At 71.2% G+C, this 22,808-nt stretch carries 19 protein-coding genes and 4 tRNA genes; 16 read left to right on the forward strand and 7 right to left on the reverse strand.

The genetic code is table 11. From position 1 onward, the window contains the following. Position 1: 1 nt before the first annotated feature. The 6 genes from purQ to purM all read left to right on the forward strand — a co-directional run bounded on the left by purQ (position 2) and on the right by purM (position 7,922). Positions 2–682, forward strand: coding sequence for a phosphoribosylformylglycinamidine synthase subunit PurQ (gene purQ / locus IF89_RS0107190; protein WP_030762853.1), 681 nt, complete (start codon positions 2–4; stop codon positions 680–682). Next, complete coding sequence (gene purL / locus IF89_RS37765; protein ID WP_043193204.1) at positions 679–2,928, forward strand: phosphoribosylformylglycinamidine synthase subunit PurL; 2,250 nt, start codon at positions 679–681, stop codon at positions 2,926–2,928. The genes purQ and purL overlap by 4 nt, the downstream gene beginning before the upstream one ends. Positions 2,929–3,154: 226 nt before the next feature. Next, entirely contained in the window at positions 3,155–3,937 is a 783-nt protein-coding gene (locus tag IF89_RS0107200) for a maleylpyruvate isomerase family mycothiol-dependent enzyme (protein ID WP_030762856.1), read from the forward strand. Between the two features lie 53 nt (positions 3,938–3,990). Further along, positions 3,991–4,800: an META domain-containing protein gene (locus IF89_RS0107205; protein WP_030762859.1), complete on the forward strand. Its 810-nt coding sequence runs from the start codon at positions 3,991–3,993 to the stop codon at positions 4,798–4,800. Positions 4,801–5,239: 439 nt separating this feature from the next. After that, on the forward strand, positions 5,240–6,757 hold the full coding sequence (purF, locus tag IF89_RS0107210) for an amidophosphoribosyltransferase (RefSeq protein WP_030762861.1): 1,518 nt from the start codon (positions 5,240–5,242) through the stop codon (positions 6,755–6,757). Between the two features lie 94 nt (positions 6,758–6,851). Then, entirely contained in the window at positions 6,852–7,922 is a 1,071-nt protein-coding gene (gene purM / locus IF89_RS0107215; RefSeq protein ID WP_030762864.1) for a phosphoribosylformylglycinamidine cyclo-ligase, read from the forward strand. Positions 7,923–8,005: 83 nt separating this feature from the next. Here the strand turns inward: purM and IF89_RS0107220 are convergent, their stop codons facing one another. After that, the gene (locus IF89_RS0107220; RefSeq protein ID WP_030762867.1) at positions 8,006–8,266 is read right to left on the reverse strand and encodes a DUF3073 domain-containing protein; all 261 of its coding nucleotides are present in this window, start codon (positions 8,264–8,266) and stop codon (positions 8,006–8,008) included. A gap of 279 nt (positions 8,267–8,545) precedes the next feature. Further along, complete coding sequence (locus IF89_RS0107225; protein WP_078628138.1) at positions 8,546–9,664, reverse strand: Leu/Phe/Val dehydrogenase; 1,119 nt, start codon at positions 9,662–9,664, stop codon at positions 8,546–8,548. A gap of 191 nt (positions 9,665–9,855) precedes the next feature. On the opposite strand from IF89_RS0107225, the gene IF89_RS0107230 reads away from it, so the two are divergent. Beyond that, on the forward strand, positions 9,856–10,710 hold the full coding sequence (locus IF89_RS0107230) for a hypothetical protein (RefSeq protein ID WP_234327682.1): 855 nt from the start codon (positions 9,856–9,858) through the stop codon (positions 10,708–10,710). 567 nt (positions 10,711–11,277) lie between these two features. After that, a complete protein-coding gene (bldC, locus tag IF89_RS0107235; RefSeq protein ID WP_003949541.1) occupies positions 11,278–11,484 on the forward strand; it encodes a developmental transcriptional regulator BldC in 207 nt (68 codons plus the stop codon). A gap of 616 nt (positions 11,485–12,100) precedes the next feature. On the opposite strand, the gene IF89_RS0107240 is transcribed toward bldC, so the two are convergent. Both IF89_RS0107240 and hrpA read right to left on the reverse strand, forming a co-directional pair. Further along, positions 12,101–12,174, reverse strand: a tRNA-Asp gene (locus IF89_RS0107240). A gap of 70 nt (positions 12,175–12,244) precedes the next feature. Continuing rightward, on the reverse strand, positions 12,245–16,183 hold the full coding sequence (gene hrpA / locus IF89_RS0107245; RefSeq protein WP_030762875.1) for an ATP-dependent RNA helicase HrpA: 3,939 nt from the start codon (positions 16,181–16,183) through the stop codon (positions 12,245–12,247). Positions 16,184–16,293: 110 nt separating this feature from the next. On the opposite strand from hrpA, the gene IF89_RS0107250 reads away from it, so the two are divergent. Genes IF89_RS0107250 through IF89_RS0107260 form a run of 3 tightly spaced genes read left to right on the forward strand, consistent with a single transcriptional unit; the run spans position 16,294 to position 18,417 of the window. Continuing rightward, the gene (locus IF89_RS0107250; protein WP_030762877.1) at positions 16,294–16,752 is read left to right on the forward strand and encodes a hypothetical protein; all 459 of its coding nucleotides are present in this window, start codon (positions 16,294–16,296) and stop codon (positions 16,750–16,752) included. A gap of 58 nt (positions 16,753–16,810) precedes the next feature. Further along, positions 16,811–17,584: a DsbA family protein gene (locus IF89_RS0107255; protein WP_051806857.1), complete on the forward strand. Its 774-nt coding sequence runs from the start codon at positions 16,811–16,813 to the stop codon at positions 17,582–17,584. Then, positions 17,581–18,417, forward strand: coding sequence for a cytochrome c biogenesis CcdA family protein (locus IF89_RS0107260; RefSeq protein WP_030762883.1), 837 nt, complete (start codon positions 17,581–17,583; stop codon positions 18,415–18,417). Before IF89_RS0107255 ends, IF89_RS0107260 begins: the two co-directional genes overlap by 4 nt. Before the next feature lie 37 nt (positions 18,418–18,454). Here IF89_RS0107260 and IF89_RS0107265 read toward each other — a convergent pair. The 3 genes from IF89_RS0107265 to IF89_RS0107275 all read right to left on the reverse strand — a co-directional run bounded on the left by IF89_RS0107265 (position 18,455) and on the right by IF89_RS0107275 (position 18,739). After that, positions 18,455–18,531: transfer RNA gene (locus IF89_RS0107265), tRNA-Phe, on the reverse strand. 22 nt (positions 18,532–18,553) lie between these two features. Further along, positions 18,554–18,627: transfer RNA gene (locus IF89_RS0107270), tRNA-Asp, on the reverse strand. A 39-nt stretch (positions 18,628–18,666) separates the two neighbouring features. After that, a tRNA-Glu gene (locus IF89_RS0107275) sits at positions 18,667–18,739 on the reverse strand. Positions 18,740–18,843: 104 nt separating this feature from the next. Between IF89_RS0107275 and IF89_RS0107280 the strand changes: the two genes are divergently transcribed. From IF89_RS0107280 to IF89_RS0107300, 5 genes are all read left to right on the forward strand, one after another. Beyond that, the gene (locus tag IF89_RS0107280; RefSeq protein WP_030012899.1) at positions 18,844–19,194 is read left to right on the forward strand and encodes a metallopeptidase family protein; all 351 of its coding nucleotides are present in this window, start codon (positions 18,844–18,846) and stop codon (positions 19,192–19,194) included. A 59-nt stretch (positions 19,195–19,253) separates the two neighbouring features. Beyond that, positions 19,254–19,748 (forward strand): FluC/FEX family fluoride channel, encoded by a 495-nt coding sequence (locus tag IF89_RS0107285; protein ID WP_030762887.1) that lies wholly within the window; start codon positions 19,254–19,256, stop codon positions 19,746–19,748. Beyond that, complete coding sequence (locus tag IF89_RS0107290) at positions 19,745–20,119, forward strand: fluoride efflux transporter FluC (protein WP_030762891.1); 375 nt, start codon at positions 19,745–19,747, stop codon at positions 20,117–20,119. Before IF89_RS0107285 ends, IF89_RS0107290 begins: the two co-directional genes overlap by 4 nt. 85 nt (positions 20,120–20,204) lie before the next feature. Next, on the forward strand, positions 20,205–20,744 hold the full coding sequence (locus IF89_RS0107295) for a hypothetical protein (protein WP_030762894.1): 540 nt from the start codon (positions 20,205–20,207) through the stop codon (positions 20,742–20,744). Between the two features lie 253 nt (positions 20,745–20,997). Next, positions 20,998–22,808: DEAD/DEAH box helicase (locus IF89_RS0107300; protein WP_199820468.1), on the forward strand; the 1,811-nt coding region annotated here is incomplete at its 3' end.

The following is a 22,808-nucleotide window of genomic DNA, read 5'->3' on the forward strand; positions in this document are numbered from 1 at the left end:
GGTGACCACTCGCATCGGAGTCGTCACGTTCCCCGGAACGCTCGACGACCGTGACTCGCTGCGCGCCGTCCGCCTCGCGGGGGCCGAGCCGGTCTCGCTGTGGCACCGCGACAAGGACCTGCACCAGGTCGACGCGGTCGTCCTCGCGGGCGGCTTCTCCTACGGGGACTACCTGCGCGCCGGAGCCATCTCCCGCTTCTCGCCGGTGATGGAGACCATCACCGAGCAGGCCAGGGCCGGCATGCCCGTCCTCGGCATCTGCAACGGCTTCCAGGTCCTCACCGAGGCCCACCTGCTGCCGGGGGCGATGCTCCGCAACAACCACCTGCACTTCATCTGCCGCGACCAGAAGCTGCGGGTGGAGAACGCGGAGAGCGCGTGGACCGGCGACTACACCGCCGGCCAGGAGATCTCCGTGCCGCTCAAGAACATGGACGGCCGGTACGTCGCCGACGAGCGCACGCTCGACGAACTGGAGGGCGAAGGCCGAGTGGCCTTCCGCTACGTCGACATGAACCCGAACGGGTCGCTCCGCGACATCGCCGGCATCACCAACGCCGAGGGCAACGTCGTCGGCCTGATGCCGCACCCGGAGCACGCGGTCGAGCCGCTGATCGGAACCGGCGGCACCGACGGCCTCCCGTTCTTCACGTCGGTCCTGAAGAAGCTGGTCAGCGCATGAGCCTCGACACCGTCAAGAACGCCACCGAAACCCCGGACGCCTCCCAGCCCTGGAAGGAGCTCGGCCTCAAGGAGGACGAGTACGCCCGGATCCGGGAGATCCTCGGCCGCCGCCCGACCGGCGCCGAGCTCGCCATGTACTCGGTCATGTGGTCCGAGCACTGCTCGTACAAGAGCAGCAAGGTCCACCTGAAGCAGTTCGGCGAGAAGGCCCCCCAGAACGACGCCATGCTCGTCGGCATCGGCGAGAACGCCGGCGTCGTCGACGTCGGCCAGGGCTACGCGGTCACCTTCAAGGTGGAGTCGCACAACCACCCGAGCTACATCGAGCCCTACCAGGGCGCGGCCACCGGCATCGGCGGCATCGTCCGCGACATCCTCGCCATGGGTGCCCGCCCCGTCGCCGTCGTCGACCCCCTGCGCTTCGGCGCGGCCGACCACCCCGACACCAAGCGCGTCCTGCCGGGCGTCGTCGCGGGCATCGGCGGCTACGGCAACTGCCTGGGCCTGCCCAACATCGGCGGCGAGGTCGTCTTCGACGCCTGCTACCAGGGCAACCCGCTGGTCAACGCCGGCTGCATCGGCGTCATGAAGCACGAGGACATCCACCTCGCCCAGGCCTCCGGCCCCGGCAACAAGGTCATCCTCTACGGCGCCCGCACCGGCGGCGACGGCATCGGCGGCGTCTCGGTCCTCGCGTCCGAGACCTTCGACGACACGAAGCCGACCAAGCGCCCCGCCGTCCAGGTCGGCGACCCCTTCCAGGAGAAGCTCCTCATCGAGTGCACCCTGGAGATCTTCAAGGAGAAGCTGGTCGCGGGCATCCAGGACCTCGGCGGCGCCGGCCTGTCCTGCGCCACCTCCGAGCTGGCCTCCGCCGGCTCCGGCGGCATGCGCGTCGAGCTCGACACCGTGCCGCTGCGCGACGCGACGCTCTCGCCCGAGGAGATCCTCATGAGCGAGTCGCAGGAGCGCATGTGCGCCATCGTCGAGCCGCAGCACGTCGACCGCTTCATGGAGATCTGCGAGAAGTGGGACGTCATCGCCACCGTCATCGGTGAGGTGACCGACGGCGAGCGCCTGGAGATCTTCTGGCACGGCGAGCAGATCGTGGACGTGCCCCCGGGCACCGTCGCGCACGAGGGCCCGGTCTACCACCGGCCCTACGCCCGTCCCGACTGGCAGGACGCCCTCCAGGCCGACGACGCGGGCAACCTGCCCCGCCCGCAGACCTCCGAGGAGCTGCGTGCGCAGGTCCTGGCCCTGGTCTCCTCCCCGAACCAGGCCTCCAAGTCCTGGGTCACCGACCAGTACGACCGCTTCGTGCAGGGCAACACCGTCCTCGCGCAGCCCGAGGACGCGGGCATGGTCCGCATCGACGAGGAGTCCAACCTCGGCGTCGCCATGGCCACCGACGGCAACGGCCGCTACGCCAAGCTGGACCCGTACACGGGAGCGCAGCTGGCCCTGGCCGAGGCGTACCGCAACGTTGCCGCGACCGGAGCCAAGCCCCTCGCGATCTCCGACTGCCTGAACTTCGGCTCGCCGGAGGACCCGGGCGTCATGTGGCAGTTCGCCGAGGCCACCCGCGGCCTCGCGGACGGCTGCCTGGAGCTGGGCACCCCGGTCACCGGCGGCAACGTCTCGCTCTACAACCAGACCGGCGACGTGGCGATCCACCCGACCCCGGTCGTGGCCGTGCTCGGCGTGATCGACGACGTCAACCGCCGCACGCCGATGGCGTTCGCGGAGGCCGGCCAGCTGCTGTACCTGCTCGGCGACACCGCCGAGGAGTTCGGCGGCTCGGCGTGGTCGCAGGTCGTCCACGACCACCTCGGCGGGCTGCCGCCGAAGGTGGACCTGGGCCGCGAGAAGCTGCTGGCCGAGATCCTGATCTCCGCCTCGCGCGACGGCATGATCGACGCCGCGCACGACCTGTCCGACGGCGGTGTCATCCAGGCGCTGACCGAGTCCTGCCTCAAGGGCGGCAACGGCGCGCGGATCGTGGTCCCGGAGGGCCTGGACGCCTTCACGTTCCTCTTCTCCGAGTCCGCGGGCCGGGCCATCGTGGCGGTCCCGCGCAGCGAGGAGCTCCGCTTCACCGACATGTGCGGTGCGCGCGGCCTCCCGGTCGCCCGCATCGGCGTGGTGGACGGCGACGAGATCGAGGTCCAGGGCGAGTTCAGCCTGCCCCTGGCCGAGCTCCGCGAGGCCCACGAGGCGACGATCCCGGCGCTGCTGGCCTGATCACCTGCGCGAACGGCGTACCGGGGCCGGGGCTCGCACGGAAGTCCGTGCGGGCCCCGGCCTCCGCCGTCCGGCCCTGGGGCGTGTCTTTCGGATCATGCCGGGCTCGCGGGGCTGGCGCTTTCGTGGCACGACGCCCGGCCGCCGGCGGGCCGACGCTCGCGCTCTGCGCCTGGATCCGCAGGCCCCCGCCACGCGGTGGCGACTGATCGGGCAGACTCCCGGCATGGCACCCAAGACCCGCAGATACGACGACGCCAGGATCAGGGCGGCCGTGATCGCACAGTTCGGCCATGTCGGACGAGCCGTCCGGGAGTTGGGCCCCGAGCAGCTGGAACGCCCCAGCGGGCTCGGTGACTGGACCGTCGCCGACCTCGCCGCGCACATCGCCTGGATCGCGGACTCGCTGGCCGCCGGCCTCGCCCGGCCGCCCGCCGCCGTCGCCGAGCTCACCGCCGTCGAATGGCCCTTCGCCACCGCCTCCCTCGCCGGGAAGATCTCCGAGGCCGCCCGGGAGACGCTGACCGGCGCCTCCCTGCCGGAGCTGTACGACCGGGCGGCCGCCGCGATGGCCCGGGAGCTTGCCGCGAACCAGGGCCGGCGCGTGCTCCAGCTCTGGGTCGGCGACATGACCCTCGCCGATTTCCTCGTCACCCGGACCGTGGAGCTGGTGGTCCACACCGACGACCTCAACCGGGCCGCCGGACTGGACATCCCGATCGAGCGGCAAGCCCTGGCCGCCTGCACGCGCCTGCTCGCCGACTCCCTGGCCGTGCGGGCACCGGGCGGTTCGGTCGAGGTCCGGATCCCGCCCTTCGCGGTGGTCCAATGCATCGAGGGGCCGCGCCACACCCGCGGCACCCCGCCCAACGTGGTCGAGACGGACCCGCTGACCTGGATCCGGCTCGCGACCGGTCGTACGACCTGGGCCGCGGCGCTCGACGGGTCCCTCGTACGGGCCGGCGGCGAGCGGGCCGACCTGTCGGCGCTGCTGCCCCTGATGAGCTGAGCGCGGCCGCGGCCGGGGTGGAACCGACCGGCGATCCCGTTCGTCCCAGGGGCATGCGTACCCTCCGGCACGTTCACCTTCCCGCGGGGCTGGCCCTCGTACTCGCGCTCGCCGCGGCCGGCTGCGGCCGGGCCGAGGATCAGGGCGCGGGCGCCGTGCTGCCCGATCCCGTGGGCCGCTGGACCGTCGAGTCCCTCACCACGGGCGGCCGCACCCTGCACGCCCCGGAAACGGCGCGGGTCGACTTCGGCGAGAAGCAGGCCAAGGGGAACTACGGCTGCAACGGCTTCACAGCGGACCTGTCCTTCGCGGGCACCTCCGCAGTGACCGTGACGCCCGGCGCCTCGACCACCATGGCCTGCGCGGACATGGAGTTCGAGACGGCCTTCGCCAAGCTGTTCACCGGACGGCTGGCCATCGACCGCGGGCCCGACCGGCTCACCCTGAAGACGGCGGACGGGAGCACCATCGCCATGACCTCGCAGCCCGCCGTACCGGACGCCTCGCTGACCGCCGTCGAGTGGACCGTCGAGTCCCTGGTCGACGGCGCGTCGGTGTCCTCGCTGCCCGCCGGGGCGGCGGGCACGGCGCGGTTCACGATCGCCGCCGACCTGTCGGTGAGCGGGACCCTCGGATGCAACCGGTTCAACGCGCAGGTCACCCGCGACGGCGACCGGCTCACTTTCGGGCCGCTCACCACCACGCGGATGGCGTGCGACGGCCCGGCGGGCGAGGTGGAGCAGAAGCTGACCGGCCTCTTCGCGAGCGGGCCCCTGGTCTCCACGATCGCCGGCCGCCGGCTGACGCTGACCGCCGCGGACGGCCAGGGACTGATCGCCGAGGCCGCGTCCGACGCCGAGTAGGGCCCCCGACGGCGGTGGCCGCGGGGCACGTCGGCGGCTTCGCGACGGCACGCCACGACAGGACGCTCTCGTACGAAGACACAGGTACGCGACGCGGCGATCCGCCGGCCGGCTCCGGGCGGGGTACGGGCGGTGCGCGGCACGGCGACACAGGGCGGAGCGAAGCGGAAGGGAGCGGGGACGAGCAAGAGTTCGGGGCGACGGGGAGCGGTGCCGGACGGCGCTCAGGGCCCGGACCGCGTCCCCGTGCGGCGCTCCATGAGGGTGACGGCGGGGTCACCGAGAGGCTGCGCCGCCGAGAGCCCGTACCGATTTCTTCGTACGTATCGCCAAGGTGATCCGGAACCGAGACGGAAGCGTCCGGTCACCCTCTGTGCTGTGACATTTTCCGGCCGTCCCCAATTCGGACCAGTGGTCGATCTCGCCTACACTCGGAAGCGTGCCTCGTGGTGATGGACGACTCAACCACGACCTGCTCCCCGGCGAAAAGGGCCCCCAGGACGCTTGCGGCGTCTTCGGTGTCTGGGCTCCGGGTGAAGAGGTCGCCAAGCTCACCTACTTCGGACTGTATGCGCTGCAGCACCGTGGACAGGAGTCCGCGGGAATCGCTGTGAGCAACGGTTCCCAGATCCTCGTCTTCAAGGACATGGGCCTCGTTTCCCAGGTCTTCGACGAAACCTCCCTCGGTTCGCTCCAAGGTCATATCGCGGTCGGTCACGCCCGCTATTCGACCACCGGCGCATCCGTGTGGGAGAACGCGCAGCCCACTTTCCGCGCGACCGCCCACGGCTCCCTGGCCCTGGGTCACAACGGCAACCTGGTGAACACCGCCGAACTCGCCGAGATGGTCGCCGACCTCCCCCGCCAGGACGGCCGTGCCACCCAGGTGGCCGCCACCAACGACACCGACCTGGTCACGGCCCTGCTGGCCGGCCAGGTGGACGAGGACGGCAGGCCCCTGACCGTCGAGGAGTCGGCCGCCAAGGTCCTCCCTCAGGTCAAGGGCGCCTTCTCGCTGGTGTTCATGGACGAGGGAACCCTCTACACCGCCCGTGACCCGCAGGGCATCCGCCCGCTGGTCCTCGGCCGCCTGGAGCGCGGCTGGGTGGTCGCGAGCGAGACCGCCGCCCTCGACATCTGCGGCGCCAGCTTCGTCCGCGAGGTCGAGCCGGGCGAGCTCATCGCTATCGACGAGAACGGCCTGCGCACCTCCCGATTCGCGGAAGCGAAGCCCAAGGGCTGTGTCTTCGAGTACGTCTACCTGGCGCGCCCGGACACCGACATCGCCGGCCGGAACGTCTACCTCTCGCGTGTCGAGATGGGCCGGCGCCTGGCCAAGGAAGCCCCGGTCGAGGCCGACCTGGTGATAGCGACGCCGGAGTCCGGCACGCCCGCCGCGGTCGGATACGCCGAGGCGAGCGGGATCCCGTACGGCTCGGGCCTGGTCAAGAACGCCTACGTCGGCCGGACCTTCATCCAGCCCTCGCAGACGATCCGCCAGCTCGGCATCCGCCTGAAGCTCAACCCCCTCAAGGAAGTCATCCGGGGCAAGCGCCTGGTGGTCGTGGACGACTCGATCGTCCGGGGCAACACCCAGCGCGCCCTGGTGAAGATGCTCCGCGAGGCCGGCGCGGCCGAGGTCCACATCCGGATCTCCTCGCCGCCCGTGAAGTGGCCGTGCTTCTTCGGCATCGACTTCGCCACCCGGGCCGAGCTGATCGCCAACGGCATGACGGTCGACGAGATCGCCACGTCGCTGGGCGCGGACTCCCTGTCCTACATCTCGATCGACGCGATGATCGAGGCGACGACCATCCAGAAGCCCAACCTCTGCCGTGCCTGCTTCGACGGCGAGTACCCGATGGAGCTCCCCGACCCGCAGCTCCTCGGCAAGCAGCTCCTGGAGACCGAGCTGGCCGGCGGCGCGGACGCCGCCGACGCCCTCCGTCGTCCCTGAGTTCCCCGGCTCGACCTGCGCGGGGCCCTGTCTTTCAGGCTTTTCCCAGGGCCCCGCACCAACCGCAGTAACGACACGAAAGCTCTCTCCTGTCATGACAGAGAAGACCACCGGTGCCAGCTACGCAGCCGCGGGCGTCGACATCGAAGCGGGAGACCGCGCCGTCGAGCTGATGAAGGAGTGGGTGAAGAAGACGCAGCGCCCCGAGGTCCTCGGCGGCCTCGGCGGGTTCGCCGGCCTCTTCGACGCCTCCGCCCTCAAGCGGTACGAGCGCCCGCTGCTCGCCTCGGCCACGGACGGGGTCGGCACCAAGGTGGACATCGCCCGCCAGCTGGGCGTGTACGACACCATCGGCCACGACCTGGTCGCGATGGTCATGGACGACATCGTCGTCTGCGGCGCCGAGCCGCTCTTCATGACCGACTACATCTGCGTCGGCAAGGTGCACCCCGAGCGCGTCGCAGCCATCGTCAAGGGCATCGCCGAGGGCTGTGTCCTCGCCGGCTGCGCCCTGGTGGGCGGCGAGACCGCCGAACACCCCGGCCTGCTGGGCCCGGACGACTTCGACGTGGCGGGCGCCGGCACCGGTGTCGTCGAGTACGACCGCCTGCTCGGTGCGGATCGCATCCGTACGGGTGACGCCGTCATCGCGATGGCGTCGTCGGGGCTTCACTCGAACGGGTACTCGCTGGTCCGCCACGTCCTCTTCGACCGCGCCGGCATGTCGCTCGACCAGCACGTGGAGGAACTCGGCCGGACCCTCGGCGAGGAACTGCTCGAACCCACCAAGATCTACTCGCTGGACTGCATGGCCCTCACCCGTACGGCCGAGGTGCACGCCTACTCGCACATCACCGGCGGCGGTCTCGCGGCGAACCTGGCCCGGGTGATCCCGGACCACCTGCACGCCACCGTCGACCGTTCGACCTGGGCGCCCGGCGCAATCTTCGACCTGGTCGGCAAGGCCGGCCGGGTGGAGCAGCTGGAGCTGGAGAAGACCCTGAACATGGGCGTCGGCATGATGGCCGTCGTCCCCCAGGAGTCGGTGGACGTGGCGCTGACCGCGCTGGCCGACCGGGGCGTCGACGCCTGGGTCGCGGGCGAGATCCTCGACCGGGGCGACCGCACCGAGGGCGCGACCCTGACCGGTTCCTACGCGAGCTGAGCAGCACGGAAACCCGGCCCGGGGCCTACGCCCTGGACCGGGTTTCCGTGTGTGGTGCTGTGTCGTGCAGACGCCTCAGGGCGTCAAGCGCCGCGGCGCTGAGTCGACGGACCGGACTCTTCGTCCTCGTCGTCGTCATCGCTGTTGTAGAGATCCGCGTACCTGGCGTACGGGTCGTCGTCATCCAACTCGTCATCGACTTCGACCGGCTCGCTGATCTGCAGCGGCTCTGTCGGCGATGCGCCCAGCTCATTGGCCAGACGCGAGAGGTCAGTCCCGCCGCTGTTGTACTTCAGCTGGCGGGCGACCTTTGTCTGCTTGGCCTTGGCCCGGCCGCGCCCCATGGCTCGACCCCCTCGGTGACGGGGCTCGACGGCCCCAGAGTCTGACACGCGTTCATGGTTCGGAGCGGGCTCTCCGCGGAGAGACCGTCCGTAGGGGTTTAACGGTACCTGCTTCCGCGGCCATACGGTACGCCGCCCGCATGACGCGCCCCGGTGCAGAACCAGCAAGGCGCCCCGTCCTCGCTGGTCAGCTGCGATTTTAACCCTTTCCTGGCGGGCGACCCGCCGAAGTGCAGTGAGTTCCGTCTCGCCGCCCCCCGGCGGGCCTCGCGAGGGGCCTTAAGGGGCGGTCACCGGGAGGGTCCGGCGGCCGTCGGCCATGCGCTGCTCGGCGATCCGGTCGGCCGCGGCGGCCGGCGGAATGCCGTCCACCTTCGCACGAGCGAAGATTTCCAGCGTGGTGTCGAAGATCTTCGTGGCCTGTACCTTGCACCGGTCGAAGTCGAAGCCGTGCAGCTCGTCGGCGACCTGGATGACCCCGCCCGCGTTGACCACGTAGTCGGGGGCGTAGAGGATCCCGCGGTCCGCGAGGTCCTTCTCGATGCCCGGGTGGGCGAGCTGGTTGTTGGCCGCACCGCACACGATCGAGGCGGTGAGGACCGGGACCGACTCGTCGTTCAGGGCGCCGCCGAGCGCGCAGGGGGCGTAGATGTCCAGGCCCTCGACGCGGATCAGGGCGTCCGTGTCGGCGACGGCGGTGACCTTGCCGGGGTGCTTGTCGAGGATGCGCTGCACCGACTCCTGGCGGACGTCGGTGATGACGACCTCGGCGCCGTCCTCCAGCAGGTGCTCCACCAGGTAGTGGCCGACCTTGCCGACACCCGCGACGCCGACCTTGCGGCCGCGCAGGGTCGGGTCGCCCCACAGGTGCTGGGCGCTGGCCCGCATGCCCTGGAAGACGCCGTAGGCGGTGAGCACCGAGGAGTCGCCGGCGCCGCCGTTCTCGGGGGAGCGGCCGGTGGCCCAGCGGGTCTCGCGGGCGACGACGTCCATGTCGGCGACGAAGGTGCCGACGTCGCAGGCGGTCACGTAGCGGCCGCCGAGGGACTCGACGAACCGGCCGTAGGCCTCCAGGAGTTCCTCGGTCTTGATGACGTCGGGGTCACCGATGATCACGGCCTTGCCGCCGCCGAGGCCGAGGCCGGCCATGGCGTTCTTGTAGGACATGCCGCGCGAGAGGTTGAGTGCGTCGCGCACGGCCTCCTCGTCCGAGGCGTAGGCGTGGAAACGCGTACCACCGAGGGCCGGGCCCAGGGCGGTGGAGTGGATCGCGATGACGGCTTTCAGGCCGGTGGCTCGGTCCTGGCACAGCACGACTTGCTCGTGGCCGCCCTGCTCCGTGCGGAACAGGGTGTGCAGGACGCCGTCGGTCATTTCGGTCACGGTGGTGACTCCCATGGATGAGATGCGGCGGGAAACGCCCCCCTGCGGGTGGGGGAGGGCGTGCTGGGAGCAGCGTAAGACCTGTGGGCCGGATGGGGGTGACCTGTCCGGGGATCGAAACACTCCCGGAGTACGAGAGGGGGGCCCGGGCCGGCGGCGGGCGGGCCGGAGGTGAAGAGGGCCCGCGAAGGGGGGAGGAGGAGGGGGTGACCGAATCCCCCGATCCCCTGCTGCCCTCCGCGCGCTCGGCGCCGGCCGTCCCGTACGCCTCCTACCTGCGCGTCTACGAACCCCTGGCCGCTTTCGCGGAGCCGGAGCGCACGCACTGGGCGGAGTACGCCCGGCGCGGGACGATCCCGACCGCCCAGGACGAACTGCGCCGGTCGCTGGCGGACTTGGTGCGGGTCCCCCTGCGCGGGGTGCCGGCGCACGAGAGCGCCGACGCGTTCACCGCGCAGGTGGACGGGGTGCTGGTGGTCTGCCCGTGGCGCACCCGGCTGCGGGGCTGGCTCGCGCTGAAAGAGCTGGTCGACCAGTTCCCGCTCCCGGTGCTGGACGCGGCGCTGCCGCCGGTGGCCCGTCGGCGGGCCGCCGAGGAGTACGAGCAATGGCGCGAGCGGAACCCGGACGCGCGCCCGTGGATCCGGACGGGGGTGTGGCAGATCCCCTTGCGCTGGTTCGTGCTGATGGCGGACGAGGAGCGGGAGTACGTGCCGGGTGAGCTGCTGCGCTACCGGACGCCGATGGTGCAGGCGCGGCGGCGGCTGGCCCGAGCGCTGCGGACGCTGCGCGCCGCGGAGGGGTACGGCGGGCTGGCCGAGGGGCTGGTCGAGGTGGGGAGCTGGCTGGAGGAGTTCCATCCGCGATCGATGGTCGAGTTGGACTACGGCGGGCTGGTGCACGCCCTGCCGGCGGACCGGCTGGCGGCGGACCGCTCGGCCGGGGATCTGACGGCCGGTCTCGCGGCCCTGCGGGCGGGGGACGCGGAGGGCGCGGCGGAGGCGTACGAGGGGCTCGCGGAGCGCTGGCGGGCGGTCCGGGAGCGGCTTTTCGCGAATTAGGCCGAAAACCACTGGTGTGGCTTGTTTCACCCTTCGGCGGTTCGTACGTACCCCCGCGTATCGGTCGTTCAGCCAAAACTGGCTGATCAGAGCCCTGATGGTGCATTTAGGACGTAGTGCCAGGACCTACGTCCCGATACGGGCCATTGGCCCAAGGGTGACGGACCGCACTAACCACACCCTTGCGCCCTTCCCCTACCCTCGTGCCAAAATAGGACAAGGAGTCCGGGGAGGGTTCCTTCCGCCCAACTAAGGGCGGAATGCTCGGCATTGCACTCTACGGGGGGTCTGAGGACTCCTGATCGCTCTGTGACTGATCGTCACAGTGGGGTGACTGTCCGTTATGGGACGGTCCATCGGGCTTCCGCCGCTGATGAACACCTCGGAGGGCAATTCCGTCGGTTTGGCCGTCGAGGCTGGACGGATGGTGTAGTTGTAGTGCCGAGGACAAGCCGTTCGTCCTATAACCGACTCGGCCCGCGTATGTCCATTTCGGGCAACGCGGGCCAAGGTGCAGAATTTAGAGGAAAGAACCGAGATGGTTCGGTTCTCCCGAGGAGGCCGCTCATGACCGCTCGCACCCCTGATGCCGAGCCGCTGCTGACCCCGGCTGAGGTTGCCACGATGTTCCGCGTGGACCCGAAGACGGTCACCCGCTGGGCCAAGGCTGGCAAGCTCACGTCCATCCGCACCCTGGGTGGACACCGCCGGTACCGCGAGGCCGAGGTCCGCGCACTGCTGGCGGGAATTCCGCAGCAGCGCAGCGAGGCCTGAGGTCGCGTAAAACACCCCGCTTCAAACGGGTCTGCGTCGGGTCCCCCAATCCGATGAAAACCCACATTGCTTCATACGACCCGACCTGCCCCAACAGGTTCTCGGGTCGTTCGATCGCGCTGGACTCCGCCGGGTCCAGCGCGATCTTTTTATGCCCAGGTCAGGAAGGGGCCGGCGTCGCCGCGGGGGTCCTGGCCGAGTAGGTACCATTGCACATATTAAATCGAGCGCACATATGGATGCGATAAAAGTGTGAGTCCGAAAAACTCATGCGGTGACACCCGTCACAGATGATCACTCTTGTATACACGGCAATGCACCCCGTAATGGGGAAGTCCGCGGCGGTGACCGTCATGCGAACGGGGGTTTCCAGGGGGCCGTATGCCCTGGCGTACCGAGCGGGTTGTCCGACCGGCGGCCGGCGACCGGCGGCCGGCGACCGGCGGCCGGCGACCGGCGAGCGGCGGTGAGTCCGAGGGGTGAGGCCCTGGGTGGTGTCCGAGGGGGCCGGTCGGAGGGGCCGGGGGGACACGCAGGCCCAACCCGTCCGCGCGAGAGCGCCCGTCCATGCGTCAGGGCCCGTGTCCCCTGGGGGATACGGGCCCTGACGTTGTTGCGATCCTGACGGGACTTGAACCCGCGACCTCCACCTTGACAGGGTGGCGAGCTAACCAACTGCTCCACAGGACCTTGGTGCGCGGCCGCTCTCGGCGGCTGCGAATCAGACTGTACAGCAGCTCAGGGGGTGCGGTCGAACCGATCAGGGCGCCGCCGCGTCCACCGCCTTGACGATGCGCTTGTCGGAGATCGGGTACGCCGTCCCGAGCGCATGCGCGAAGTAGCTGACGCGCAGCTCCTCGATCATCCAGCGGATGTCCGTCACGGCGGCCGGGACGGGCCGTCCCTTCGGGAGCTGCTCCAGCAGCCAGGCGTACTCGTCCTGCATCTCGTGGACTTTCTCCATGCGCGTCGTGTCGCGCTGGACGCCCGTGGGCATCTGCTGGAGCCGCCGGTCCGCCGCCACCAGGTAGCGCATCAGGTCCGGCAGCCTGCGCAGGCCCGTGAGCGTCACGAAGCCGGCCGGCATCAGGGCCGCCAGCTGCGTCCTGACGTCCTGGATGTTCGCGACCAGGGCGAGGCTGGAGGTGGCCTTCAGGCGTCGCTCACAGGCCTGCCAGGCGGCCAGTACCTGCTGCACCTGGTTCACGGCCCGGACGGTGGTGTCCACCAGGTCGGCGCGGACGGCCTCGTAGAGCTTGCGGAAGCCCGCCTCGTCCCACGCCGGGCCGCCGTGGTCGGCGATGAGCTTGTCGGCCGCCGCGGTCGCGCAGTCGTCGAACAGGGCCTGGACGGAGCCGTGGGGGTTCCTGGAGAGCGCCAGCTTCTGCTGGTTGCCCAGGTGGTCCGAGGCGAACTTCGCCGGGTTCACCGGGATGTTCAGCAGGATCAGCCGGCGGGTGCCGAGCCACATCGCCTGCTGCTGCTCCGCCTCGGTGTCGAAGAGCCGTACCGAGACGCTCGCGCCGTCGTCCACGAGCGCCGGGTACGCCTTGACCGGCTGGCCGGCCCGGCGGGTCTCGAAGACCCTGGTGAGGGTGCCGATCGTCCAGTCCGTCAGCCCGGTGCGCTCCACCGACTCCCCGCCCGCCCGTTCGGCGGTGGCCGCCGCGGCCTTGGAGAGGGCCTGGCGGGCCTTCGGCTTCAGCTGGAGCCGCAGGGCCTCCAGGTCCTTGCCCTCGGCGATCTTGCGGCGTCGCTCGTCGACGATCCGGAAGGTGATCTTCAGGTGGTCGGGGATCCGGGTCAGGTCGAAGTCCTCGGCCGTCACCGGTACTCCGACCATCCGCTGGAGCTCGCGGGCGAGGGTGACCGGCAGCGGCTCCTGCAGTGGTACGGCCGTGTCCAGGAAGCGGCCCGCGTAGTTCGGCGCGGGCACGTAGTGCCGGCGGATCGGCTTGGGCAGCGAGCGGATCAGCTCGGTGACGACCTCCTCGCGCAGGCCCGGGATCTGCCAGTCGAAGCCCTCGTCGGTGACCTGGTTCAGCACCTGGAGCGGGATGTGGACGGTCACGCCGTCCGCGTCGGCGCCCGGCTCGAACTGGTAGGTCACCCGGAACTTCAGCTGCCCCTGCCGCCAGGAGTCCGGATAGTCGGCCTTGGTGACCCCGGCCGCCTTCTCCGTGAGCAGCATCTCGCGCTCGAAGTCGAGCAGTTCGGGCTCGTCGCGCCGCTTGTGCTTCCACCAGGAGTCGAAGTGCGCCCCGGAGACGACGTGCTCGGGGATCCGCTGGTCGTAGAAGTCGAAGAGGGTCTCGTCGTCCACGACGATGTCGCGGCGCCGGGCCCGGTTCTCCAGCTCCTCCACCTCGGTCAGCAGCTTGCGGTTGTCGGCGTAGAACTTGTGGTGGGTCCGCCAGTCGCCCTCGACCAGGGCGTTGCGGATGAACAGCTCGCGGCAGACCTCGGGGTCGATCCGGCCGTAGTTGATCTTCCGCTGGGCGACGATCGGGACGCCGTACAGCGTCACCTTCTCGTAGGCCATCACGGCCGCCTGGTCCTTCTCCCAGTGCGGCTCGCTGTAGGTGCGCTTGACCAGGTGCTGCGCCAGCGGCTCCACCCACTCGGGCTCCACCTTGGCGTTCACCCGGGCCCACAGCCGGGAGGTCTCCACCAGCTCGGCCGACATCACGAACTTCGGCTGCTTCTTGAACAGCGACGAGCCGGGGAAGAGGGCGAACTTGGCACTGCGGGCGCCGAGGTACTCGTTCTTGTCGGTGTCCTTGAGCCCGATGTGCGAGAGCAGACCGGCCAGCAGCGACACGTGCACGACCTGCTCGGGGGCGTCGGCCTCGTTGACGTGGATGCCCATGCTCTTGGCGACCGTGCGCAGCTGCGAGTAGATGTCCTGCCACTCGCGGATCCGCAGGAAGTTCAGGTACTCCTGCTTGCACATCCGGCGGAAGGAGGACGAGCCGCGCTCCTTCTGCTGCTCCCGGACGTAGCGCCACATGTTCAGGAACGACAGGAAGTCGCTGGTCTCGTCCTTGAAGCGGGCGTGGTGCTGGTCGGCCTGCGTCTGCTTGTCCGAGGGCCGCTCGCGCGGGTCCTGGATGGACAGGGCCGCCGCGATCACCATGACCTCGCGGACGCAGTTGTTCTTGTCGGCCTCGATGACCATGCGGGCCAGCCGCGGGTCGACCGGCAGCTGGGACAGCTTGCGGCCCATCGGCGTCAGGCGCTGCCCCTTCTTCGCCTCCGGGGAGGACTTCTCGCCCGTCTCCAGCGCCCCGAGCTCCTGGAGCAGTTGGACGCCGTCGCGGATGTTGCGGTGGTCCGGCGGGTCGATGAAGGGGAACTTCTCGATCTCGCCGAGGCCGGCCGCGGTCATCTGGAGGATGACGGAGGCCAGGTTCGTGCGCAGGATCTCGGCGTCGGTGAACTCGGGACGGGCGTCGAAGTCGTCCTCGGAGTACAGCCGGATGCAGATGCCGTCGCTGGTACGGCCGCAGCGGCCCTTGCGCTGGTTGGCGCTGGCCTGCGAGATCCGCTCGATCGGCAGGCGCTGCACCTTGGTGCGGTGGCTGTAGCGGGAGATGCGGGCGGTACCCGGGTCGATCACGTACTTGATGCCCGGCACGGTCAGGGAGGTCTCGGCGACGTTCGTCGCCAGCACGATCCGGCGGCCCGTGTGGGGCTGGAAGACCCGGTGCTGCTCGGCGTGGGAGAGGCGCGCGTAGAGCGGGAGGACTTCGGTGAACCGGAGCTTCTTCTTGATCAGTGCGTCGGCGGTGTCGCGGATCTCGCGCTCGCCGGAGAGGAAGACGAGGATGTCGCCGGGGCCTTCGCCCTGGAGTTCGTCGACGGCGTCGCAGATCGCAGTGATCTGGTCGCGGTCGGACTCCTCGGAGTCCTCCTCAAGGAGCGGCCGGTAGCGGACCTCCACCGGGTACGTCCGCCCGCTGACCTCGACGATCGGGGCGTCGCCGAAGTGGCGGGAGAAGCGCTCGGGGTCGATGGTCGCCGAGGTGATGACGACCTTCAGGTCGGGCCGCTTGGGCAGCAGCGTCGCCAGGTAGCCGAGCAGGAAGTCGATGTTCAGCGACCGCTCGTGGGCCTCGTCGATGATGATCGTGTCGTAGGCGCGCAGCTCGCGGTCGGTCTGGATCTCGGCGAGCAGGATGCCGTCCGTCATCAGCTTCACGAAGGTCGCGTCCGGGTCCACCTGGTCGGTGAAGCGGACCTTCCAGCCGACGGTCTGCCCGATCTCGGACTTCAGCTCCTCGGCGATGCGCTCCGCGACGGTGCGGGCGGCAATCCGGCGGGGCTGGGTGTGCCCGATCATGCCGCGGACGCCCCGGCCGAGCTCCATGCAGATCTTGGGGATCTGGGTGGTCTTGCCGGAGCCGGTCTCGCCGGCGACGATCACGACCTGGTGGTCGCGTATCGCCTCGGCGATCTCGTCCTTCTTCTGGCTGACGGGCAGGTTCTCGGGATACGTGACCTCCGGCATCCGCGAGGCGCGGCCGGCCAGTCGCTCGGCGGCCTTGGCGGCCTCCGCGGCGATCTCGTCGAGCACGGCCTGCTTGGCCTCGGGCTTGCGGATACGGCGGGCGCCCTCGAGGCGGCGGCCGAGGCGGTGCGCGTCACGGAGGGGGATCTCACCGAGAAGCGTCTGCAGGGCGGCGAAGGAAGTAGACATACCTGATCGAGGATCTCACCTGGTCCCTCCGGCTGGCGAACGCATTTGTCGGGTGGACCCGTACCATTTCGGGACGAGTCCTCGGCCGCGCGAGTGAGAGGCAGCCCACCTTGTACCGCTCCCGCCTCTTCGGCTGCGCCGTGCTCGCAGTGCTGGCGGTGCTGCTGGGCGGTACGGCACCCGCCGTCGCCGGAGCGCTCCTGCCGGGTCCCGGTCCTGGGTCCGGCCCCGGACCCGCGCACGCCGGCCCGGCGCCGGAGCCAGACGTCCGGCGCGGGGCGGACCCCGCCGGCAGCGCTGCGCCGACGGCCGCGCCCGGGTCCTCCGACGGTCCCCGGGTCGGCCCGGCCGTGCGGGACGGCGGGCCCTCGTGCGCCCCGGGCCGTCCCGGACAGGACGCGCCGCCCGGCGTGCCGGTCCGGGCCGGGGGCGACCCTGCGCACGTCCCGCCGGGCCGGCCGGTGCCCCCGTTGGCCCGGCCGCAGGGGAGCCCGCCCGCACCGGTGCCCGTGCGCGGCCCCGACCGACCCGCTCCCGGCCCGGTGGAGCTGTCCGTGATGCGCGTCTAGGCGGACCGGCATTCCCCCGACCGGTCCGCCTCACCACCCGTATCGCTGGAGCACCCGCATGTCCTCTTCCCCGAGCAAGACCAACACCGAGACCACGACCAGGACGAAGGCCACGGGCAGGGCCACGTCCGCGGCCAAGCCCGTGCTGATCTCGGCGGGGGTCGCCCTCGCCGCCGTCACCCTCGGCCTCGTCTCCTGGCAGGCCACGGCCCCCGCCGACCGGGCCCCCACCGGCCCCGCGCCCGCGGCGGCCGCGCCCCGCAGCGAGGCCTCCGCCGCGCTGCAGGCCCTGGCCCGCCGGGAGGCCGGCGACAAGCTCGCGCTGGGCCGCGCGGACGCACCCGTCGTGCTCATCGAGTACTCCGACTTCAAGTGCGGTTACTGCGGCAAGTTCGCCCGGGACACCGAGCCCGAGCTGGTGAAGAAGTACGTCGACCAGGGCACCCTGCGCATCGAGTGGCGCAACTTCCCGATCTTCGGTGCCGATTCGGAGGCGGCCGCGAAGGCCGCCTGGGCGGCCGGGCAGCAGGACCGCTTCGCGGCCTTCCACGCGGCCGCGTACGCGGACGGCGCCAAGGAGAAGGGCTTCGCCGAGCCGCGGCTGCTGGAGCTCGCCCGCGAGGCCGGGGTCCCCGACCTCGAACGCTTCAAGGCCGACATGGCCGGCGAGCAGGCCGCGGCGGCGCTGCAGAAGGACCAGCAGGAGGGCTACCGCATCGGCGTCACCTCCACCCCGTCCTTCCTGGTCAACGGCAGGCCCATCGCCGGCGCCCAGCCGCTCGGCGCCTTCACCGCCGCCGTCGAGCAGGCTGCCGCGGCGGCCGAGCAGTGACCGACATCGGATACCTGGCCGCCCTGCTGGGCGGCCTCCTCGCGCTGCTCAGCCCCTGCAGCGCGCTGCTCCTGCCGGCCTTCTTCGCGTACTCGATCGATTCCGCCTCGCGCCTGCTGGCGCGCACCGGCATCTTCTACGCGGGCCTCGCGAGCACCCTCGTACCGCTGGGGGCGGCCGGCTCGTACGCCGGGCGGTTCTTCCACAGCAACCGCGACCAGCTGGTCCTGGCCGGGGGCTGGCTGATCATCGTGCTCGGCGCGGCCCAGATCCTGGGCCTGGGCTTCGCGCCGAAACGGCTCTCGGAGCTCTCGGGCAGGATCCGGCCGACCACCGCCCTGTCCGTGTACGCCCTCGGCGCGGTGTACGGGCTGGCCGGCTTCTGCGCCGGCCCGATCCTGGGCAGCGTCCTGACGGTCGCGGCGGTCAGCGGCAGCCCGGTCTACGGCGGCCTGCTCCTCGCGGTCTACGCCCTGGGCATGGCCGTGCCGCTCTTCGTGCTGGCCCTGCTGTGGGAGCGGTTCGAGCTGGGCCGGCGGCGCTGGCTGCGCGGGCGGGCCCTGCGCGCGGGGCGGTTCGAGCTGCACACCACCTCGCTGCTGTCCGGGCTGTTCTTCATCACCCTGGGCGTGCTGTTCCTCGTCTACGACGGGGCGAGCGCGCTGCCGGGGCTGCTGGACGTGGACGACTCGTTCGCGGTGGAGCAGCGGGTCCGGTCGCTGGCCGCGGCCGTCCCGGACGGGGCGCTGCTCGCCCTGGTCGCGGTCGGGGCGGTGGCCTTCGGCGTCGTGCAGTGGCGCCGGCGGTCCGGGTCCATGGGCGAGGCCGAGTGACGCAGGAAGGCCCCGTCCGCTGGACGGGGCCTTCCGATGGTGGCTGGGGCCGGGGTCGAACCGGCGACCTATCGCTTTTCAGGCGATCGCTCGTACCAACTGAGCTACCCAGCCACGAAACCGTTTCCGGCTTCAGCGATCCTGACGGGACTTGAACCCGCGACCTCCACCTTGACAGGGTGGCGAGCTAACCAACTGCTCCACAGGACCTTGCAGTGTGCGAGAGCAAGTCTTGCACACGGTAATGCGTACCCCCAACGGGATTCGAACCCGTGCTACCGCCTTGAAAGGGCGGCGTCCTGGGCCACTAGACGATGAGGGCTAAAGACCCACCGGGCACTTCTTCAGCGCGTCGGGGACGTGAGAAGCATATGGGATCCGGGGAGGTATCGCCAAAACGGTTTCCCCCGGAGCGACAATGGCCGGGTGCTGGAGATGACGCGCGAGGAGTTCGAGGAGCTCGTCGCAGAGGCCCTGGACCGCATCCCGCCGGAGCTGACGCGGCTGATGGACAACGTGGCGGTGTTCGTCGAGGACGAGCCGCCCGCCGACGACCCCGAGCTGCTCGGGCTGTACGAGGGGACCCCGCTGACGGACCGCGGCGAGTGGTACGCCGGGGTGCTGCCGGACCGGATCACCATCTACCGCAATCCGACGTTGCGGATGTGCGAGGACCGGGAGAGCGTGGTCGCGGAGACGGAGGTCACCGTGGTGCACGAGATCGCCCACCACTTCGGCATCGACGACGAACGGCTGCACGCGCTGGGGTACGGGTGAGCCGACGGGACTCCCGGCCCGCTGCGGGCGCGGAGCCCGTCGACCCGTACGCGGGGGCCATCGACCCGGATGTGGACCTGCACGTGCCCGCGCAGCGCGCCGAGCCGCAGGTCCGGGTACTCGCGGCGGTGGCCGCCGGCGGTGCGGTCGGGGCTTCGGCGCGGTACGGGGTCTCGCTGCTCTGGCCGGCGCCGGCCGGGGCGTTCCCGTGGGCGACCCTGTGGATCAACGCCTCCGGGTGCCTGCTGATCGGCGTACTGATGGTGCTGATCGGCGAGGGCGGACGGGCCGTGCCGCACCCGCTGCTGCGGCCCTTCGCCGGGGTCGGCGTGCTCGGCGGCTTCACCACCTTCTCCACCTACGCGCTGGATCTTTCGCAGCTCCTGGACGCGGGGGAGGCGCGGACCGCGCCGGCCTATGGGGCGCTGACGCTGGTGGCGACCCTGGGCGCGGTGTGGGCGGCCGCCTCGGCGACCCGGTTCGCGCTGCGGGCCCGGGGGAGGGGCGGTGCGGGCCCGGCCGCGGGGCCGGGGCCCGGCCGGGTGCACCGGTGAACTGGCTGCTCGTGGTGGCGGGCGCGGTCGTCGGCGCACCGCTGCGCTACCTGATCGACCGTGCCGTGCAGCAGCGGCACGATGCGGTCTTCCCGTGGGGGACCTTCGTCGTGAACGCGGCTGCCTGCCTGGTGCTGGGGGTGCTGGCCGGGGCGGCGTCGGCCGGGGCGGCCCCGTCGTGGGCGGTGCTGCTGCTGGGGCCGGGGCTGTGCGGGGCGCTGAGCACGTACTCGACGTTCTCGTACGAGACGCTGCGGCTGTTCGAGTGCGGGCGGGGCTTCCTGGCCTCGGCCAACGTCGTGATGTCGGTGCTGGTGGGGTTGGGCGCGGTGCACCTCGGTGCACAGGTGGCGCGACACCTGTTCGCCTGAGGGCGTGTCCCTCGCGGCGAAAAGGGAGTTGGGCACATCGCCCGCTCCTGCGGGCCTCGTGTCCCCAGGCTCCGGAGGTGCCCCCGTGCGCCAGTTGTCCGCTTCCCTCCGACTGGCCGCCGCCGCTTTCGCGGTCGCGGCGACGGCCGGCTGCATGAGTGTCGGCGAGGACGCGGCCAAGCCGGGGCCGTCCGCCGCGGCGGACCGGCGCACCGGCTCCGAGGCCGGTGCCGGGGCCGCGGCCGGCCGGGGGGCGGGGATCCGCGGGAACGGGCACGGCGGGAAGGACGCCGCCGGGAGCCAGGACGGCAGGGCCAAGGGCGACGGCAAGGCGTCCGGCGCGACCGGGGCCTCACCCGGCCCGGGCGCGCCGAGCGGAGCGCCGGGTGTCCCCGCGCCGTCGGCGGGCGTGGGCGGGCAGGGGCACCAGCCGCCGGCGACGGGCGGGTCCGGTGGTTCGGGTGGTTCCGGCGGGTCGGGCGGGTCGGGTGGCTCCGGCGGTGGGCAGCAGTCGGCGAGCCCGACCCCGGAGCCGCCGGTTCCGACGCCGCCTGTGACGGAACCCACGCCGAGCCCGTCGACCCCGCAGCCGGAGCCCAGCGCGCCGGAGGGGCCGCAGGCCTAGGCCCGCGCTGCGCCGGCCCGTGCGATGCAGGGCGTTTGTGCAGCTCAGGGGTGATTTCGCCGAAGCGACTTGCCAGACCCCGGGGAGGGTGCGTATGGTTATAGATCGTTTGATCCCATTGCCCGGCGCCGAATCCGAAGAGCGCCGTGTGGCGCGTACTCTCCCTAGCCGTGGCTGACCGCATTGAGGCGGTCGATTTGCGATTCACGGAGTTTGGGCGCGTGCCGAGACTCCGGAAGGTTTCGCATTTCGCATGTCCATTTCCAGTTCTGACCGTTCCGTCATGCCCGAGAACGACTCCAACGAGCTCATCGACGCCGAGGCCCTCGTGGTCACCGAGGCGATCGAGGCCGCTGAGGCCGAGGGAATCATCGAGGCTCTCGAGGCGGACGTGAGCGGCGGGTCCTTCGAGGACTCCACCGACGACCTCGACGCCGATGCAGACGCCGAGCCCACGATCACCTTCGGCGACCTGGGTCTGCCCGAGGGCATCGTGCGCAAGCTCGCCCAGAACGGTGTCACCACCCCCTTCCCGATCCAGGCCGCGACCATCCCGGACGCCCTGTCCGGCAAGGACATCCTGGGCCGCGGCCGCACCGGCTCCGGCAAGACCCTCTCCTTCGGTCTGCCGACCCTGGCCACGCTGGCCGGCGGCCACACCGAGAAGAAGAAGCCCCGCGCGATCATCCTCACGCCGACCCGTGAGCTCGCCATGCAGGTCGCGGACGCCCTCCAGCCGTACGGCGACGTCCTCGGCCTGAAGATGAAGGTCGTCTGCGGCGGTACCTCCATGAGCAACCAGATCTACGCTCTGGAGCGCGGCGTCGACATCCTCGTCGCCACCCCCGGCCGCCTGCGCGACATCATCAACCGCGGTGCCTGCTCCCTGGAGAACGTCCAGGTCGCGGTCCTCGACGAGGCCGACCAGATGGCCGACCTGGGCTTCCTGCCCGAGGTCACCGAGCTGCTCGACCAGATCCCCGGGGGCGGCCAGCGCATGCTCTTCTCCGCCACCATGGAGAACGAGATCGGCACCCTGGTCAAGCGCTACCTGTCCAGCCCGGTCACGCACGAGGTCGACAGCGCCCAGGGCAACGTCACGACCATGACGCACCACGTGCTCGTCGTGAAGCCGAAGGACAAGGCGCCGGTCACGGCCGCCATCGCCGCCCGCAAGGGCCGCACCATCATCTTCGTCCGCACCCAGCTGGGCGCCGACCGCATCGCCGAGCAGCTCGTCGAGGCCGGCGTGAAGGCCGACGCGCTGCACGGCGGCATGACGCAGGGCGCCCGTACCCGCGTCCTCGCCGACTTCAAGGACGGCTACGTCAACGCGCTCGTCGCCACCGACGTCGCCGCCCGCGGCATCCACGTCGACGGCATCGACCTCGTCCTGAACGTGGACCCTGCCGGCGACCACAAGGACTACCTGCACCGCTCGGGCCGTACCGCCCGCGCCGGCAAGTCCGGTGTCGTGGTCTCCCTGGCGCTGCCGCACCAGCGGCGCCAGATCTTCCGCCTCATGGAGGACGCCGGCGTCGACGCCTCGCGCCACATCGTCCAGGGCGCCGGCGCCTTCGAGCCGGAGGTCGCCGAGATCACCGGTGCCCGTTCGCTGACCGAGGTCCAGGCCGACTCCGCGAACAACGCCGCCAAGCAGGCCGAGCGCGAGGTCGCCGAGCTGACCAAGCAGCTGGAGCGCCTGACCCGCCGTGCCGCCGAGCTGCGCGAGGAGGCCGACCGCCTGGTCGCCCGTTCCGCGCGTGAGCGGGGCGAGGACCCGGAGGCCGCCGTCGCCGAGGTGGCCGAGGCCGCCGAGGCCGAGGTCGCGGCTGCCGCCGCTGCCGCTGCCGCCGAGATCGCCGCCCAGGAGCGCCGCGAGGAGAACCGCACCCAGCGCGACGACCGCGGCAACTTCGAGCGCCGTGACAACCGCGGTGGCGACCGCGGGGACCGTGGCGGCTTCCGCCGTGACGACCGCGGTGACCGCGGTGGTGACCGTGGCGGCTTCCGCCGTGACGACCGCCCCTCCGGTGGTTTCCGTCGTGACGACCGTCCGTCGGG

Source organism: Streptomyces sp. NRRL F-2664, assembly GCF_000719345.1.
Taxonomy (GTDB): domain Bacteria; phylum Actinomycetota; class Actinomycetes; order Streptomycetales; family Streptomycetaceae; genus Streptomyces.